This window comes from Streptomyces sp. bgisy027, assembly GCF_057710365.1.
Window position 1 is genome coordinate 103,364 of record NZ_JBYIVZ010000026.1, and the last position, 15,607, is coordinate 118,970.

At 71.6% G+C, this 15,607-nt stretch carries 9 protein-coding genes; 3 read left to right on the forward strand and 6 right to left on the reverse strand.

What is annotated here, in order from left to right; translation table 11 throughout:
• Positions 1-11: 11 nt before the first annotated feature.
• The 6 genes from AC3ETA_RS26120 to AC3ETA_RS26145 form a co-directional block, all read right to left on the reverse strand.
• Positions 12-1,007 carry a helix-turn-helix transcriptional regulator gene (locus AC3ETA_RS26120; RefSeq protein ID WP_432195337.1) on the reverse strand — a complete coding sequence of 332 codons (996 nt, stop codon included), beginning with the start codon at positions 1,005-1,007 and terminating at the stop codon, positions 12-14.
• Between the two features lie 77 nt (positions 1,008-1,084).
• On the reverse strand, positions 1,085-3,787 hold the full coding sequence (gene aceE, locus AC3ETA_RS26125; RefSeq protein WP_432195338.1) for a pyruvate dehydrogenase (acetyl-transferring), homodimeric type: 2,703 nt from the start codon (positions 3,785-3,787) through the stop codon (positions 1,085-1,087).
• Between the two features lie 261 nt (positions 3,788-4,048).
• On the reverse strand, positions 4,049-4,678 hold the full coding sequence (locus AC3ETA_RS26130) for a GntR family transcriptional regulator (protein ID WP_432195339.1): 630 nt from the start codon (positions 4,676-4,678) through the stop codon (positions 4,049-4,051).
• Between the two features lie 356 nt (positions 4,679-5,034).
• Positions 5,035-6,828: a 2-oxoglutarate dehydrogenase, E2 component, dihydrolipoamide succinyltransferase gene (gene sucB, locus AC3ETA_RS26135; protein WP_432195340.1), complete on the reverse strand. Its 1,794-nt coding sequence runs from the start codon at positions 6,826-6,828 to the stop codon at positions 5,035-5,037.
• A gap of 59 nt (positions 6,829-6,887) precedes the next feature.
• Positions 6,888-8,276 carry a dihydrolipoyl dehydrogenase gene (lpdA, locus tag AC3ETA_RS26140; RefSeq protein ID WP_432195341.1) on the reverse strand — a complete coding sequence of 463 codons (1,389 nt, stop codon included), beginning with the start codon at positions 8,274-8,276 and terminating at the stop codon, positions 6,888-6,890.
• A 256-nt stretch (positions 8,277-8,532) separates the two neighbouring features.
• Complete coding sequence (locus AC3ETA_RS26145) at positions 8,533-10,080, reverse strand: leucyl aminopeptidase (RefSeq protein WP_432195342.1); 1,548 nt, start codon at positions 10,078-10,080, stop codon at positions 8,533-8,535.
• 353 nt (positions 10,081-10,433) lie between these two features.
• On the opposite strand from AC3ETA_RS26145, the gene AC3ETA_RS26150 reads away from it, so the two are divergent.
• From AC3ETA_RS26150 to AC3ETA_RS26160, 3 genes are all read left to right on the forward strand, one after another.
• Positions 10,434-12,467, forward strand: a complete 2,034-nt coding sequence (locus AC3ETA_RS26150) for a hypothetical protein (protein ID WP_432195343.1) — start codon at positions 10,434-10,436, stop codon at positions 12,465-12,467.
• A 117-nt stretch (positions 12,468-12,584) separates the two neighbouring features.
• A complete protein-coding gene (gene pelF, locus AC3ETA_RS26155; RefSeq protein ID WP_432195344.1) occupies positions 12,585-14,108 on the forward strand; it encodes a GT4 family glycosyltransferase PelF in 1,524 nt (507 codons plus the stop codon).
• A complete protein-coding gene (locus AC3ETA_RS26160) occupies positions 14,105-15,592 on the forward strand; it encodes a hypothetical protein (RefSeq protein ID WP_432195345.1) in 1,488 nt (495 codons plus the stop codon). Before pelF ends, AC3ETA_RS26160 begins: the two co-directional genes overlap by 4 nt.
• The last annotated feature ends 15 nt before the right edge of the window (positions 15,593-15,607 follow it).

Genomic DNA, 15,607 nt, shown 5'->3' on the forward strand with positions numbered 1-15,607 from the left:
GTGGCGGATTGTTATGCGCCGACGTCCCGTCCGCCGTACAGCGCCGCCAGCCGTGTCGCGTCGCCCGCGAAGCGCTCGCGCAGCGACGGCGGCTGAAGCACCTCGATCTCCGGGCCGAGCGACGCGAGCTGGGAGTGGGCGACCTCCTCGGACTCCACCGGCAGCGTCAGCGTCACCCAGCCGTCCGCGTCCGGGGCGCCCGCCGCCTCCACCGCCTCCCGCGCGGACTGCGGATCCACGGTGTACGGCAGTCTGCGCACCCCGCCCGGGGACACTCGCGCCACGACCTCGGCCCGCAGGATGGACCGCGCGAACTGCTCGGCCCGCTCGTCCCAGAACTCCGGCAGGTCGAACTCCCCGTCCCGCTCGAACCGCTCGCCGGCGGCTTCCACGGCCGTGAACCGGTCGATGCGGTACACCCGGTACGACCCGTGCCCGGCGACCCGGGCGCACAGATACCAGACCCCCGCCTTCAGCACGAGCCCGTACGGCTCCAGCTCACGCTCGGCCTCGCCCTCCGCCTCCCCGCGCCGGTAGCGGGCCACGATCCGCCGGTCGTCCCACACCGCGTCGGCGACCGCGGGCAGCAGCTCGGGGGTCTTCGGTTCCTTGAACCAGTTCGGGGCGTCCAGGTGGAAGCGCTGGGCCGCCGTACGGGAGGCGTCGCGCAGGGACGGCATCAGGGCGGCGGACACCTTCAGCCGGGCCGCGGACGCGGCGTCCTCCAGCCCCATCTCCCGCAGCGCCCCGGGCACCCCGGAGAGGAACAACGCCTCGGCCTCACTGCGCCCGAGTCCCGTCAGCCGGGTCCGGTACCCGCCGATCAGCCGGTACCCCCCGGCCCGCCCCCGGTCCGCGTACACCGGGACGCCGGCCTCGGACAGGGCCTGCGCGTCCCGTGTGACGGTCCGTTCGGACACCTCCAGCTCACGCGCGAGTTCGGCGGCGGTCATGGAGGGCCGGGACTGGAGCAGCAGGACCATCTTGATGAGCCGGGCAGCACGCATACGGCCATCATGCCGGGGCCCACTGACAACGAAGGGGTACGGCCGCAGCCGTACCCCTTCACCGTCGTCACTCGGGCTCAGAGGCCGTACTTCTCCCGGGCTTCCTTCACCGCCGTCGCCTTGACCTCGCCCCGCTTCGCGAGCTGGGCCAGGGCCGCCACGACGATCGACTCGGCGTCGACGCCGAAGTGACGGCGGGCTGCCTCACGGGTGTCGGAGAGACCGAAGCCGTCGGCGCCGAGGGAGGAGTAGTCCTGCTCGACCCACTGGGCGATCTGGTCCGGGACCTGGCGCATGTAGTCGGAGACCGCGAGCACCGGGCCGTCGGCGCCCTGGAGCGCCTGCCGGACGAACGGGACGCGCTCCTCGCCGCGCAGCAGGGCCGCGTCGGCCTCCAGCGCGTCGCGGCGCAGCTCCGTCCAGGACGTCGCCGACCAGACGTCGGCCGCCACGCCCCACTCCTCGGCGAGCAGCTTCTGCGCCCGGAGCGTCCAGTGGATCGCCGTGCCGGAGCCCAGCAGCTGGATCCGCGGGGCGTTCGCGACCGGGGCGAGGCCCGCCGACTCCGCCGTGTTGAAGCGGTACAGGCCCTTGACGATGCCCTCGTCGATGCCGGGCCCGGACGGCTTCGCGGGCTGCGGCAGCGGCTCGTTGTAGACGGTGAGGTAGTAGAAGACGTTCGGGTCCTCACCCGGCGCGGCCTCGCCGTACATCCGGCGCAGACCGTCCTTGACGATGGCCGCGACCTCGTAGGCGAAGGCCGGGTCGTACGTCAGCGCGGCCGGGTTCGTGGCCGCGATCACCGGCGAGTGGCCGTCGGCGTGCTGCAGGCCCTCGCCCGTCAGCGTCGTGCGGCCCGCGGTGGCGCCGACGAGGAAGCCGCGGCCGAGCTGGTCGCCGAGCTGCCACATCTGGTCGGCCGTGCGCTGCCAGCCGAACATCGAGTAGAAGATGTAGAACGGGATCATCGCCTCGCCGTGCGTCGCGTACGCGGTGGACGCGGCGATGAAGTCGGCCATCGAACCGGCCTCGGTGATCCCCTCGTTGAGGATCTGGCCGTTCTTGGCCTCCTTGTAGTACATCAGCTGGTCACGGTCGACCGGCTCGTACGTCTGGCCCTTGGGGGAGTAGATCCCGAGGGACGGGAAGAGCGACTCCATACCGAAGGTGCGCGCCTCGTCGGGGACGATCGGCACCCAGCGCCTGCCCGACTCCTTGTCGCGGACCAGGTCCTTGACCAGGCGGACGAAGGCCATGGTGGTGGCCACGTTCTGCGAGCCGGAGCCCTTGTCGAAGGACGCGAACGCCTTCTCGGCCGGGGCCGGCAGCGGGGCCACCGGGTGGACGCGGCGGGCCGGGGCCGGGCCGCCGAGGGCCGCGCGGGTCTCCTGGAGGTAGCGGACCTCGGGGGAGTCGGCGCCCGGGTGGCCGTAGGGGACCTGCCCGTCGACGAACCGGCTGTCCGAGATCGGCAGCTCCAGCAGGTCGCGCATCGTCTTGAACTCGTCCACCGTCAGCTTCTTCATCTGGTGGTTGGCGTTCTTCGACGCGAAGCCCTCACCGAGGGTGTGGCCCTTGACCGTCTGGGCCAGGATCACGGTCGGCGCGCCCTTGAACTCGACGGCGGCCTTGTAGGCGGCGTACACCTTGCGGGCCTCGTGGCCACCGCGCGAGAGGTGGAAGCAGTCGAGGATCTTGTCGTCGCTCAGCAGCTTCGCCATCTCGACCAGCGCGGGGTCGGCCCCGAAGAAGTCCTGGCGGATGTAGGCGGCGTCGCGGGTCTGGTACGTCTGCACCTGCGCGTCGGGTACCTCGCGCAGGCGGCGTACGAGCGCGCCGGTGGTGTCGAGCTGGAACAGCTCGTCCCAGGCCGTGCCCCAGAGGGTCTTGACGACGTTCCAGCCAGCGCCGCGGAACTGCGCCTCCAGCTCCTGCACGATCTTGAAGTTCGCGCGGACCGGGCCGTCGAGGCGCTGGAGGTTGCAGTTGATGACGAAGGTCAGGTTGTCCAGACCCTCGCGGGAGGCCAGGGCGAGTGCCGCCGTGGACTCCGGCTCGTCCATCTCGCCGTCGCCGAGGAAGGCCCACACGTGGGAGTCGGAGACGTCCTTGATGCCGCGCGCGGTCAGATAGCGGTTGAAGCGTGCCTGGTAGATCGCGGACAGCGGGCCGAGGCCCATGGACACCGTCGGGAACTCCCACAGCCAGGGCAGCCGGCGCGGGTGCGGGTACGACGGCAGGCCGTTGCCGCCCGCTTCCTGGCGGAAGTTGTCGAGGTGCTGCTCGTTCAGGCGCCCGTCGAGGAAGGCGCGGGCGTAGATGCCGGGGGAGGCGTGGCCCTGGATGTAGAGCTGGTCGCCGGACCCGTCGGCCTCCTTGCCCTTGAAGAAGTGGTTGAAGCCGGTCTCGTAGAGCCAGGCCGCGGAGGCGAAGGTGGCGATGTGGCCGCCGACGCCGTATTTGGAGCCGCGGGTCACCATGGCGGCCGCGTTCCAGCGGTTCCACGCGGTGATCTTCCGCTCCATCTCCTCGTCACCGGGCACGGACGGCTCGGCGGCGGTCGGGATGGTGTTGACGTAGTCGGTCTCGAGGAGCTTCGGCAGCGCGATGCCGCCCGCCTCGGCCCGCTCCAGCGTGCGGCGCATCAGGTATGCGGCGCGGTGCGGGCCTGCCGCCTTGGCGACCGCGTCCAGCGAGGCCTGCCACTCGGCGGTCTCCTCCGGATCACGGTCGGGGAGCTGGTCGAGCGCGCTCGGCTGGATGGCGTTGGGGTCGGTCATGTCGCCGCCTTCCTCAGTCGAAGGGGGTTCCCTCATCGGTAAGGGTTCGGGGTTGCCCTTTGTCTTTGGCAGGACAGGGCGGGGACCTCGGTGGAGGTCCGTCGGCGACAATAACTCTCTGATCGATGATCGATCAAAGGATTGAGGGCGAAAACTTCTTGATCACGAGAAAGTAGGCACCCGGTGCCTTTCGGGCAGGCACCGGGTGCCGCGTTTTCCCGGGGTTTTCGCAGGTGAGGCCACGTATGAGCGGGGTCGCGCTCAGGACTCGTGCCGGGGGGCGCAGCCGAGCACATGCGCCTTGACGATCTCGGCGATCCGCGGGTCCCGCCGCCGGAAGGCCGCCACCAGCTCCTCGTGCTCCTCCGCGTACGACTGCTGCACGGTGCCCAGCCAGCGGATGGACAGGGCCGTGAAGACCTCGATGCCGAGGCCCTCCCAGGTGTGCAGCAGCACGGAGTTGCCGGCCGCACGGACCATCTCGCGGTGGAAGGCGACCGTGTGCCGCACCTGGGCCGTGCCGTCGGAGTTGCGGTCGGCGTCGTACAGCGCGGTGACGTGCGGGTCCAGGGCGGAGCAGTCCTCGGCGAGGCGGTCGGCGGCGAGCTCGGCGGCGATGGCCTCGAGGCCCGCCCGGACCGGGTAGCTCTCCTCCAGGTCGGCGGCGGTCAGGCTGCGGACGCGCACGCCCTTGTTCGGCGCCGACTCGATCAGGCGCAGGGACTCCAGCTCGCGCAGTGCCTCGCGTACGGGGGTCTGGCTGACCTCCAGCTCGGTGGCGATACGTCGCTCCACGATCCGCTCGCCCGGCTGCCAGCGACCGCTGATGATCCCCTCCAGGATGTGCTCGCGGATCTGTTCGCGCAGCGAGTGGATGACGGGGGCGGTCATGAGGGCTCCTTAGGGCGCGTTGACGTTTTAGACAATACGGCGGGTGCGCTCCGCTGGGAGGGCCGACAGGGGGGCTTTGGTGCAGGTGAGACGAGACTTACACGGGGTTTGGGGTGGGGGCGCCCAGTGGGGTGGGGGATGTGTGGTTCGGAGGGCGCGGGTCGTTCGTGGCTGGTCGCGCAGTTCCCCGCGCCCCTTGGGGGCGTCGACTGCACCCACCTCAAGGGGCGCGGCCGGCCCACGACTACCCGCACCCGCCCGACAACCCCACACCCCGGGCTCTCGGGCGCCCCACAACGCGGCGCCCCGCCCGGAGGAGTTCCGGACGGGGCGCCTTACTGCCGAACAAGAGGGGATCAGAGGCCGAGCTCGACCTCGAACTCGCCCGCCTCCAGGATCGCCTTGACCGCCGTCAGGTAGCGGGCCGCGTCGGCGCCGTCGACCAGGCGGTGGTCGTAGGAGAGGGTCAGGTAGGTCATGTCGCGGACGCCGATGACCGTGCCCTCCTCCGTCTCGATGACCGCCGGGCGCTTGACCGTGGCGCCGATGCCGAGGATCGCGACCTGGCCCGGCGGCACGATGATCGTGTCGAAGAGCGCACCGCGCGAACCGGTGTTGGAGATGGTGAAGGTAGCGCCGGACAGCTCGTCGGGCGTGATCTTGCTGGCGCGGACCTTGCCGGCCAGGTCGGCCGTGGCCTTGGCGATGCCGGCGATGTTCAGGTCGCCCGCACCCTTGATGACCGGGGTCATCAGGCCCTTCTCCGAGTCCACCGCGATTCCGACGTTCTCGGAGTCGAAGTAGGTGATCGTGCCCTCGGCCTCGTTGATCTTGGCGTTGATGACCGGGTGGGCCTTCAGCGCCTGGGCCGCCGCCTTCACGTAGAACGGCATCGGGGAGAGCTTGACGCCCTCGCGCGCGGCGAACGAGTCCTTGGCCTGCGTACGCAGACGCATCAGGCGGGTCACGTCGACCTCGACGACCGAGGACAGCTGCGCCTGCTCGTGCAGCGCCTTGACCATGTTGTCGCCGATGACCTTGCGGATGCGCGGCATCTTGACGGTCTGACCGCGGAGGGGAGAGACCTCCAGGGCCGGCGCCTTCTTCGCGGCGGCCGGAGCAGCGGCGGCGGCCGGAGCCGGAGCGGCAGCGGCGGCCTTCGCGGCCTCGGCGGCGGCGACGACGTCCTGCTTGCGGATGCGGCCGCCGACGCCGGTGCCCTTGACGGTGGCCAGGTCGACGCCGTTCTCGGCGGCGAGCTTGCGCACCAGCGGGGTGACGTAGGCGCCCTCGTCGGTCGCCTGGGCGGCGGCCGGAGCTGCCGGAGCGGCCGGAGCCGGGGTGACCGGGGCCGGAGCGGCCGGCGCGGGAGCCGGAGCCGCGGGGGCGGCCGGCGCCGGGGCGGGCGCGGCCGGAGCGGCGGGGGCTGCCGGGGCCGCGGGCGCGGCCGGGGCGGCCGGAGCCGGGGCAGCGGGGGCCGGGGCGGGAGCCGCCGGGGCCGGGGCGGCCGCCGGAGCGGCACCCGCGACGCCGATGACGGCCAGCTTGGCGCCGACCTCGGCCGTCTCGTCCTCGCCGACCACGATCTCCAGCAGCGTGCCGGAGGTGGGGGCGGGGATCTCGGTGTCGACCTTGTCGGTCGACACCTCCAGCAGCGGCTCGTCGGCCTCGACGCTGTCGCCGACCGACTTCAGCCAGCGGGTGACGGTGCCCTCGGTGACGGACTCGCCGAGCGCGGGCAGGACGACGTCCGTGCCCTCGGCGGAGCCGCCGCCGGAAGCGGCCTCGGCGGTGGGAGCGGGGGCCGGGGCGGCCTGCTCGGGGGCCGGGGCAGCGGCCTGCGGGGTCGGCTCGGGCTCGGCGGCCGGGGCGGGCTCGGCAGCGGGGGCCGGGGCGGCGGCGGGCGCGCCGGAGCCGTCGTCGATCAGGGCCAGCTCGGCGCCGACCTCGACCGTCTCGTCCTCGGCGACCTTGATGGAGGCGAGGACACCGGCGGCGGGCGAGGGGATCTCGGTGTCGACCTTGTCGGTCGACACCTCCAGCAGCGGCTCGTCGGCCTCGACGCGCTCGCCCTCGGCCTTCAGCCAGCGGGTGACAGTGCCCTCGGTGACGCTCTCGCCGAGCGCCGGAAGGGTTACGGAAACCGCCATGGTTTCGGTTGCTCCTTACGAATTGCGGAAGTCTGTGTCGTCGCTTCGTCGACCGAGGGTCAGTCGTGCGAGTGGAGCGGCTTGCCGGCCAGGGCCAGGTGGGCCTCGCCGAGCGCCTCGTTCTGCGTCGGGTGGGCGTGGACGAGCTGGGCGACCTCGGCCGGCAGCGCCTCCCAGTTGTAGATCAGCTGGGCCTCGCCGACCTGCTCGCCCATACGGTCGCCGACCATGTGGACGCCGACCACCGCACCGTCCTTGACCTGGACGAGCTTGATCTCGCCCGCGGTGTTCAGGATCTTGCTCTTGCCGTTGCCCGCCAGGTTGTACTTCAGAGCGACGACCTTGTCCGCGCCGTAGATCTCCTTGGCCTTGGCCTCGGTGATACCGACGGAGGCGACCTCCGGGTGGCAGTAGGTCACGCGGGGGACACCGTCGTAGTCGATCGGAACGGTCTTCAGACCGGCCAGACGCTCCGCAACCAGGATGCCCTCGGCGAAGCCGACATGCGCGAGCTGGAGCGTGGGCACCAGGTCACCGACGGCGGAGATGGTCGGGACGTTGGTGCGCATGTACTCGTCGACGAGGACGTAGCCGCGGTCCATGGCGACGCCCTGCTCCTCGTAGCCGAGGCCGGCGGAGACCGGGCCGCGGCCGACGGCGACCAGCAGGACCTCGGCCTCGAACTCCTTGCCGTCGGCGAGGCTGACCTTGACGCCGTCCTGCGTGTACTCGGCCTTCTGGAAGAACGTGCCCAGGTTGAACTTGATGCCGCGCTTGCGGAACGCGCGCTCAAGAAGCTTGGAGGAGTTCTCGTCCTCGACCGGGACGAGGTGCTTCAGGCCCTCGATGACGGTGACCTCGGAGCCGAAGGACTTCCACGCCGAGGCGAACTCGACGCCGATGACGCCGCCGCCCAGGATGATCGCGGACTTGGGCACGCGGTCCAGGACGAGGGCGTGGTCGGAGGAGATGATCCGGTTGCCGTCGATCTCCAGGCCCGGCAGCGACTTCGGCACGGAGCCGGTCGCCAGCAGGACGTGGCGGCCCTGGACGCGCCGGCCGTTCACGTCGACGGAGGTGGGGGAGGACAGCCGGCCCTCACCCTCGATGTACGTCACCTTGCGGGAGGCGACAAGACCCTGGAGGCCCTTGTAGAGGCCGGCGATCACGCCGTCCTTGTACTTGTGCACACCGGCGATGTCGATGCCCTCGAAGGTGGCCTTCACGCCGAACTGCTCGCTCTCACGAGCCTGGTCGGCGACCTCGCCCGCGTGCAGCAGGGCCTTGGTGGGGATGCATCCCCGGTGCAGGCAGGTGCCGCCGACCTTGTCCTTCTCGATCAGGGCGACGTCCAGGCCCAGCTGCGCCCCGCGCAGGGCCGCGGCGTAACCACCGCTACCACCGCCGAGGATCACTAGGTCGAAAACGGTGCTGGCGTCGTTCGCCACGTCACGTCCTCCATGCATGTGCGCCGTACGCCGGTCAGCGTTGACCGGGCGGCGGCTGGTGTCCGGCCGCTCTTTCTTCGGCCCTGTGGTGGGGGCCCTGTCCTGCCGAGCCCCATCTTCGCACTTGTCCACACCGAACGAGACGCCGGGCCGGTGTGTGAGACGTCCCACGTTCAGCTGAGCGCACGGGAACGGCAGGCATGGAAGAGGGGGCTCCGCCCTACCCGCGCGCGGAGCCCCCTCACCCTCGACGACGTCAGCCCAGGTCGCCCGCGGCCGTCAGCTCGGCCAGCCGGACCAGGGTGCGCACCGCGGACCCGGTGCCGCCCTTGGGCGTGTATCCGAAGGGACCGCCCTCGTTGAACGCCGGACCCGCGATGTCCAGGTGCGCCCAGGTGATCCCCTCGCCCACGAACTCCCGCAGGAACAGACCGGCGACCAGTCCGCCGCCCATGCGCTCACCCATGTTGGCGATGTCGGCGGTGGGCGAGTCCATGCCCTTGCGCAGGTGCTCCGGCAGCGGCATCGGCCACGACGGCTCCCCGACCTCCTCGGCGGCCTCCACGATCGCGGAGCGGAACGCGTCGTCGTTGGCCATCACGCCGAAGGTGCGGCTGCCGAGCGCCAGCACCATGGCCCCGGTCAGCGTCGCCACGTCCACGATCGCGTCCGGCTTCTCCTGAGAGGCCGCCCACAGCGCGTCGGCGAGCACGAGGCGGCCCTCGGCGTCGGTGTTGAGCACTTCCACGGTCTTGCCGCTGAACATGCGCAGCACGTCACCGGGGCGCACCGCGGATCCCGAGGGCATGTTCTCGGCCAGCGCCAGCCAGCCGGTGACGTTCACCTGGAGCCCGAGGCGGGCGGCGGCGACCACGGCGGCGAACACGGCGGCCGCGCCGCTCATGTCGCACTTCATCGTCTCGTTGTGGCCGGCCGGCTTCAGCGAGATGCCGCCCGAGTCGTAGGTGATGCCCTTGCCGACGAGCGCGAGGTGCTTGCTCGCCCTGGAGTGCGTGTACGTCAGCTTCACCAGCCGCGGACCCGCCTGCGAGCCGGAGCCGACGCCGAGGATGCCGCCGTAGCCGCCCTTGGTCAGCGCCTTCTCGTCGAGCACCTGGACCTTGATGCCGTGCTCCTTGCCGGCCGCCGTGGCGATCGCGGCGAACGACTCGGGGTTGAGGTCGTTGGGCGGGGTGTTGATCAGGTCGCGGGCGCGGTTGAGTTCCTCGGAGACGGCGGTGGCGCGCTCGATCGCGGCCTTGTGCTCCTTGTCGCGGGGCTTGCCGCCGAGCAGCGCGGCCTCGGCGAGGGGGGCCTTGCCGTTCTTCTTGTCCCGGGCGCCGGAGTCCTTGCCGTTCTCCTTGTACACGTCGAAGGAGTACGCCCCGAGCAGCACGCCCTCGGCGACGGCGCCGATGTCGCCGGCGTCGCCCAGCGGCAGCGCGAACGCGGCCTTCTTGGAGCCGGCGAGGGCGCGGGCGGCGACACCGCCGGCCTTGCGCAGCACCTCGGCGTCGTAGTCGGCGTCCTTCTCGGGCTCGGCGCCCAGCCCCACCGCCAGCACGAGCGGGGCCTTGAAACCGGCGGGGGCGGGGAGCTTCGTCACCTCGCCCTCGGCGCCGGAGGCACCGAGGGTCTCCAGGACGCCGGCGAGCCTGCCGTCGTACGCCTTGTCCACGGCCCCTGCGCCCGGTGCGACGACGAGTCCGCCGGACTTGGACGCGGCGCCCTTGGCGACACCGATCACGATCGCGTCGGCCCGCAGGCCGGGCGCCGCGGCGGTGCTGAGAGTGAGAGCAGTCACGGTGGTGAAATCTCGCTTCCGATGTGAAGTTGCGATGGCCGAATAGTGTGGGTCGACCGGGCCCGACGGCCGACCCTAGTTCCGACCTGCGGATGCGGTGGCAGCGGGGCCTTCCCCGGTACGGCGAACACTCGGGACGAGCCTACGCTCGTGTGAGCGTTCGCTCATTCCTCCGGGCGTTCACCCGTGGGTGGCGTCGCGGCCGTTTCCTGATCCTCGCCCCCCTTGAGCTGAGCCACACTCGTCTGGTTCCGGCGAGCCGCTCGCTCGCCGATTTGCATGATTTCCACGGATCCTGCGCCGATTCACCGCACTCGGCCCGCAGCAGGATCTTCTGGGGGGAAGGACATTCAATGGCGCACACCGCGCACAGATGGAGAAACACGGCCGCCGTCGCCGCGGCCACCGGTCTGCTCACGCTGGGCCTTTCGGTGCCCTCCGCCACGGCCGCGGAGGACCCGCGCATCGACCTCAGGGTCCTGGTCGTGGACAACGGCGACAGCTCCGTGCAGGCCATCACCGACCAGCTGAAGAGCACCGGCATCCCGTACACCACCGTCGACCTCGACGCCGCGAACCGCCCGACCATCACGCCGGCGTTCCTCAGCGACACCGTCAACGGCAGGCCCCGCGCCAGGTTCCAGGGCGTCGTACTGCCCAACGAGGCCCCGTTCGGGGCGGGTTCCGCCGAGCAGACCGCGCTGGAGAGCTACGAGCGGACCTACGGCATCCCGCAGGTCGACGCCTACACCTGGGCCCACCCGGGCGTCGGCCTCGACTACACCACCGAGGGCGGCTGGGCCGGCTCCCTCGACGGGCACGAGGCGTCCGTGACGGCCGAGGGCCGGGCAGGCTCCTTCGGCTATCTCGACGGCGCCTTCGCCTTCGAGGACAACGACCCGACCGTGCCGGAGAGCTACGGCTACGCGGCCCGGCCCCGTGCCGGCTTCACCAGCTACGTCGACGTGCCCGTGCCCGGCGGCACCGGGCGCGGCAGTCTGGTCGGCGAGTACAGCCACGACGGACGCCGCGAGCTGGTGGTGACCTTCGCCTACAACCGGTACCAGCAGCAGTTCCGCCTCCTGGCCCGCGGCATCGTCGAATGGCTGACCCAGGGCATCCACCTCGGCCAGGCGCGCAACTACTTCGCCGTGCACGTCGACGACGTCTTCGCGCCCGACGCCCGCTGGGACACCGAGCGCAACTGCACCCCCGGTGACATCGACTGCGTGGGCGGTGGCGGCGAGGAGGCCCCGCCGATCCGGATGACCGCCGCGGACGCCACGTACGCCGCCCAGTGGCAGCGCGAGCACGGCTTCAAGCTGGACATGGTCTACAACGCCGGCTCCGGCGAGGAGTGGAAGACCGAGAACGGCGGCACCGACGCCCTCGCGGACCGGCTGCTCGCCGACAAGGCGCAGTACCGCTGGATCAACCACACCTACACACACCCGTTCCTCGGCTGTGTCCAGGACACCTCGACCGTGCCGTGGAGCTGTGCGAAGAACGCGAACGGCTCGACGCAGTACATGAGCCGCTCGGAGATCTCGGCACAGATCAGGAACAACCACAACTGGGGCGTGAACAAGGGACTTCCGCTCGACCGCACGGAACTGGTCACCGGCGAGCACTCGGGCCTGAAGACCCTGCCGCAGCAGCCCTCCGACAACCCCGACCTGGCCGGCGCCCTCGCCGACAACGGCGTCAAGTGGATCGCCTCGGACAACTCCCGTGAGCCCGCGCAGCGTTCGGTCGGCGCCGCCCTCACCGTGCCCCGGTACCCGATGAACGTGTACTACAACACGGGCACCGAGCAGGAGATGGCCGACGAGTACAACTGGATCTACACCTCGACGGCCGACGGCGGCAGCGGCATCTGCGAGAACAACCCCGCGTCCACCTGTCTGTCCGAGCCGCTGGACGCCGCCACCGGCTACGACGGCCACATCGTGCCGCAGGAGGCCCGCATCGCCCTCGGGCACGTGATCGGCAACGACCCGCGTCCGCACTACGCCCACCAGTCCAACCTGGCCGAGGACCGGATCCTCTACCCGGTGCTGGACAAGGTGCTCGCCGACTACCAGGCACTCTTCGCCGCCAACACCCCGGTGGAGAACCTGGCACAGGCCGCCATCGGCACCGAGCTGCAGCGCCGGGCCGCCTGGCAGAACGCCGTGGCGAACGGCTCCGTCACGGCGTACCGCATCGGCAGGACGGTGACGGTCAACGCGCCGTCCGGGACCCAGATCCCGGTGACCGCACCCGAGGGCACCGTCAAGCAACTCCTGCTCGGCACCAGCGCCTTCGGGACGCCGTACGCCGGCATGCGCTCGGCCTGGACCACGCCGGCGCTGCTGCAGTCGGCGGTGACGCTCAGACTGCCGTAGCGGCAACGCCCTTCACAGGGGCACGGGGAACTGCGTGACCAGCCACGACGGGCCCGCAGTCGGCGTCATGGCCGCAGTTCCCCCACAGATTCCGCAACAGGGGGGAGCCGCGCAGCGATGCGCCCTGGCCGTCACGTCACCATGGTCACCGAAGGCACCTATCCGCATGTCCACGGCGGGGTCAGCACCTGGTGCGACCAGCTCGTCAAGGGCATGCCGGAGGTCGACTTCCATATCGTCTCGCTCACCGGGACCGGCCGCGAACCCGTCACCTGGGAGCTGCCGCCCAACGTCCGCCACCACACCTCCGTACCCACCTGGGGCACGCTTCCGGGCCGCAAACGAGCGCCGTACGGCCGTGCCCGGCGCCGGTTCACCGACGCCTACGAGCGGTTCCTGCTCTCCTTCCTCGACCCCGAGGCAGACGGAACAGACTTCGGCGACGCACTGGACGAGCTGGCCGAACTCGCCCGCGACGGACGCCTGTCGGCGGCGCTGCGCTCCGAGCCGGCGCTCAGGTCCCTGATGTGGACATGGACGATGCCGCATCTGCCGACCGCGGCCGCCCGACCCACCGTGCACGACGCCCTGACCGCGAACGACCTGCTCGAACACGCCCTGCGCCCGCTCGGCGTGCGGATCGCCGAGGACTGTGTCGTCCACGCCGTCAGCAGCGGCCTCGCGACCCTCCCGGCCCTCGCCGCCCGCAGGCTCGACGGCGTGCCCTTCCTCCTCACCGAGCACGGCATCTACCTGCGCGAGCGCTACCTCGGCTACCGCAGCGCCGCCCAGCGCTGGCCCGTGAAGGCGTTCATGCTCGGCTTCTACCGCGAGCTGAACTCGCACGGGTACCGCACGGCCGACCTGATCACCCCGTGCAACCAGTACAACCGTCGCTGGGAGGAGCGCGGCGGCGCCGACGCCGGCCGGATCCGCACCGTCTACAACGGCGTCGACCCGCACGCCTTCCCGCACGCCGGACCCGAGCCGGAGGTCCCCACGCTCACCTGGTGCGGCCGCGTGGACCCCATCAAGGACCTGGAGACCCTGCTGCGGGCCTATGCCATGGTCCGCGCCGAACTTCCCGAGACCCGGCTGCGGCTGTTCGGCCCCGTTCCGCCCGGCGGTGAGGCCTACCGCACGAAACTGGAGAAGCTCGCCGCCGAACTCGGCGTGACGGACGGCCTGACCTTCGAGGGCCGCATCACCGAGGTCCGGCGCGCCTACGCCGCCGGCCACCTGGTCATGCTGTCCTCCATCTCCGAGGGCTTCCCGTTCTCCGTCATCGAGGCCATGTCCTGCGGCCGTACGACCGTCTCGACGGACGTGGGGGGAGTGCGCGAGGCCGTCGGCGACACCGGCATCGTCGTCCCGCCGCGCGAGCCGGAGAAGATGGCCGCGGCCGCCCTGACCCTCCTCAAGGATGCCGAACGCCGCCTGGAACTGGGAGAGTTGTCCCGCCGGCGGGTCATCGACCGCTTCACACTGCGCCGCTCCGTGGACAACTTCCGGGCCATCTACGAGGAGCTCGCCGGCAGCGCCGAGGTGTACGAGCCCGCGCTGGAGACGGTCGCCGACTGGACCGTCGAACTGCGCGACCCCTGGTACGAGAAGGTCGCGACGTACGGAACCGACTGGTGAGCGGCAGCCTCTTCATGCCGCCCGGCTCCCGCCCCGACACCCTCCCCGTGGTCCCCCGCCCACGCGCCGCACCCGGCTGGGCCCGCCCCGACCCTCTCGACGAACTCAGTGCCCGCCTCCAAGACTTCACAGCCGCCGCCGTCCACCCGGACGAGATCGCCGCCCTGCTGGAGTCCGACGGACTCTCGGACGACCAGATACGCCAGCGCTACGGCGTGAAGAACTCCTTCGCCCTCGCCGAGGAACTCTACGAACGGACCGAACGCCGCCATCCCGAGCCGGAGGGCCCGCCCCACGACCCCTGGCAGGCGAACCTCCTCGGCTGCCTCCTGAGGGGCCTGCTCTTCGCCCTGCCCAGCCTCGGCTACGTCCTCGGGGCCCCGCTGTTGGCAGGCCCGCGCGATGCCCTCGGCCTCCCTCCGGGCACGTTCCCGCTGCTGGCGGGCGCCCTGGTCGGCTGGACCTGGAACCAGGGGCTGGCGCATCGGGCGTACTCCTGGCTGGGGTTGGGGGATCGCCCGGCTGCCCGTCGCTCTTTGCTGCTGGGTGCACCGGCCGGCGCGCTGCTCGGCACCCTGGCGGCCCTGGCCGTTGCGGGCGTGGCCCACCCGGGAGCCGTCGCTTTCGCAGCCGGCCAGTCGGTCTGCCTGGGCGCGGCCACCACCCTGCTGGTGATGGGCCGCGAACGGGCTCTGCTGGCCGCGCTGCTGCCGATGGCGGCAGGCGCGGTGCCGGCGCTCGTGCGTCCGGTGCCGGACGAGGCGAGGCTGATCCTGCTGCTGGGCTCGCTGACGGCGGTGACGCTTCTCGGCCTACGTGAAGTCGCGCCCCGCAAAGGGCGCGGGACCGCTCTGAATTCGCGGCTGCCGCCGCGTGGGCGCGACAAGCCCCGACGCATCCGCGACCGAGACACGGCAACGGCCCCCAGCCTCTCCGCCTCCCTCCCGTACGCCTTGTTCGGCCTCGCCACCGGCGTCCTGGTGCTCCACACGGCCTTCGGCGGCGCCCTCGGCGGTGAGGGCGCCGTCGCCCTCACCCTCAGCATGGGCCCCGCCGAGTGGCTCCTGTACCGCTTCCGCAGCGGCACCCTGACCGGCCTGCGCTCCACCAGCACGGCACGGGCGTTCCGACGGGCGACGGTGCGCACGGCCGCACGATGCCTCGCGGCCTACCTCGCCGCCCTGCTCGCCCTCACCCTCGCCCTCCCGGCCGTGTGGCCCGGAGCGCCGGCCATCACCGGCGTCCGCCTCGCCGGCCTGCTCCTCCTCGGCGTGGTCCTGTGGACGGGCCTGCTGCTCCAGTCCTTCGGCGCGGTGCGCGGCACGACCGCGATCTGCTGCGCGGCGGCCCTCGTCCAGACGCTCGCGTTCCTCACCCACACCGGCAGCCCGCTCTGGACCGGCCCGATCGTCCATGGGGCCGCCGCACTGGCCCAGGCCGCCCTCGTCTGTGTCCAGCTGGGGAAGGCGACCGCGCATCGATGAACGGCCTGCCGGAGA

What these genes read in the sequence shown, in the direction of transcription:
- AC3ETA_RS26120 (WP_432195337.1), bottom strand. Translation starts at nt 1,007, where the DNA reads ATGCGTGCTGCCCGGCTCATCAAGATGGTCCTGCTGCTCCAGTCCCGG.
- pelF (WP_432195344.1), top strand. Translation starts at nt 12,585, where the DNA reads ATGCGCCCTGGCCGTCACGTCACCATGGTCACCGAAGGCACCTATCCG.
- sucB (WP_432195340.1), bottom strand. Translation starts at nt 6,828, where the DNA reads ATGGCGGTTTCCGTAACCCTTCCGGCGCTCGGCGAGAGCGTCACCGAG.
- AC3ETA_RS26150 (WP_432195343.1), top strand. Translation starts at nt 10,434, where the DNA reads ATGGCGCACACCGCGCACAGATGGAGAAACACGGCCGCCGTCGCCGCG.
- aceE (WP_432195338.1), bottom strand. Translation starts at nt 3,787, where the DNA reads ATGACCGACCCCAACGCCATCCAGCCGAGCGCGCTCGACCAGCTCCCC.
- AC3ETA_RS26130 (WP_432195339.1), bottom strand. Translation starts at nt 4,678, where the DNA reads ATGACCGCCCCCGTCATCCACTCGCTGCGCGAACAGATCCGCGAGCAC.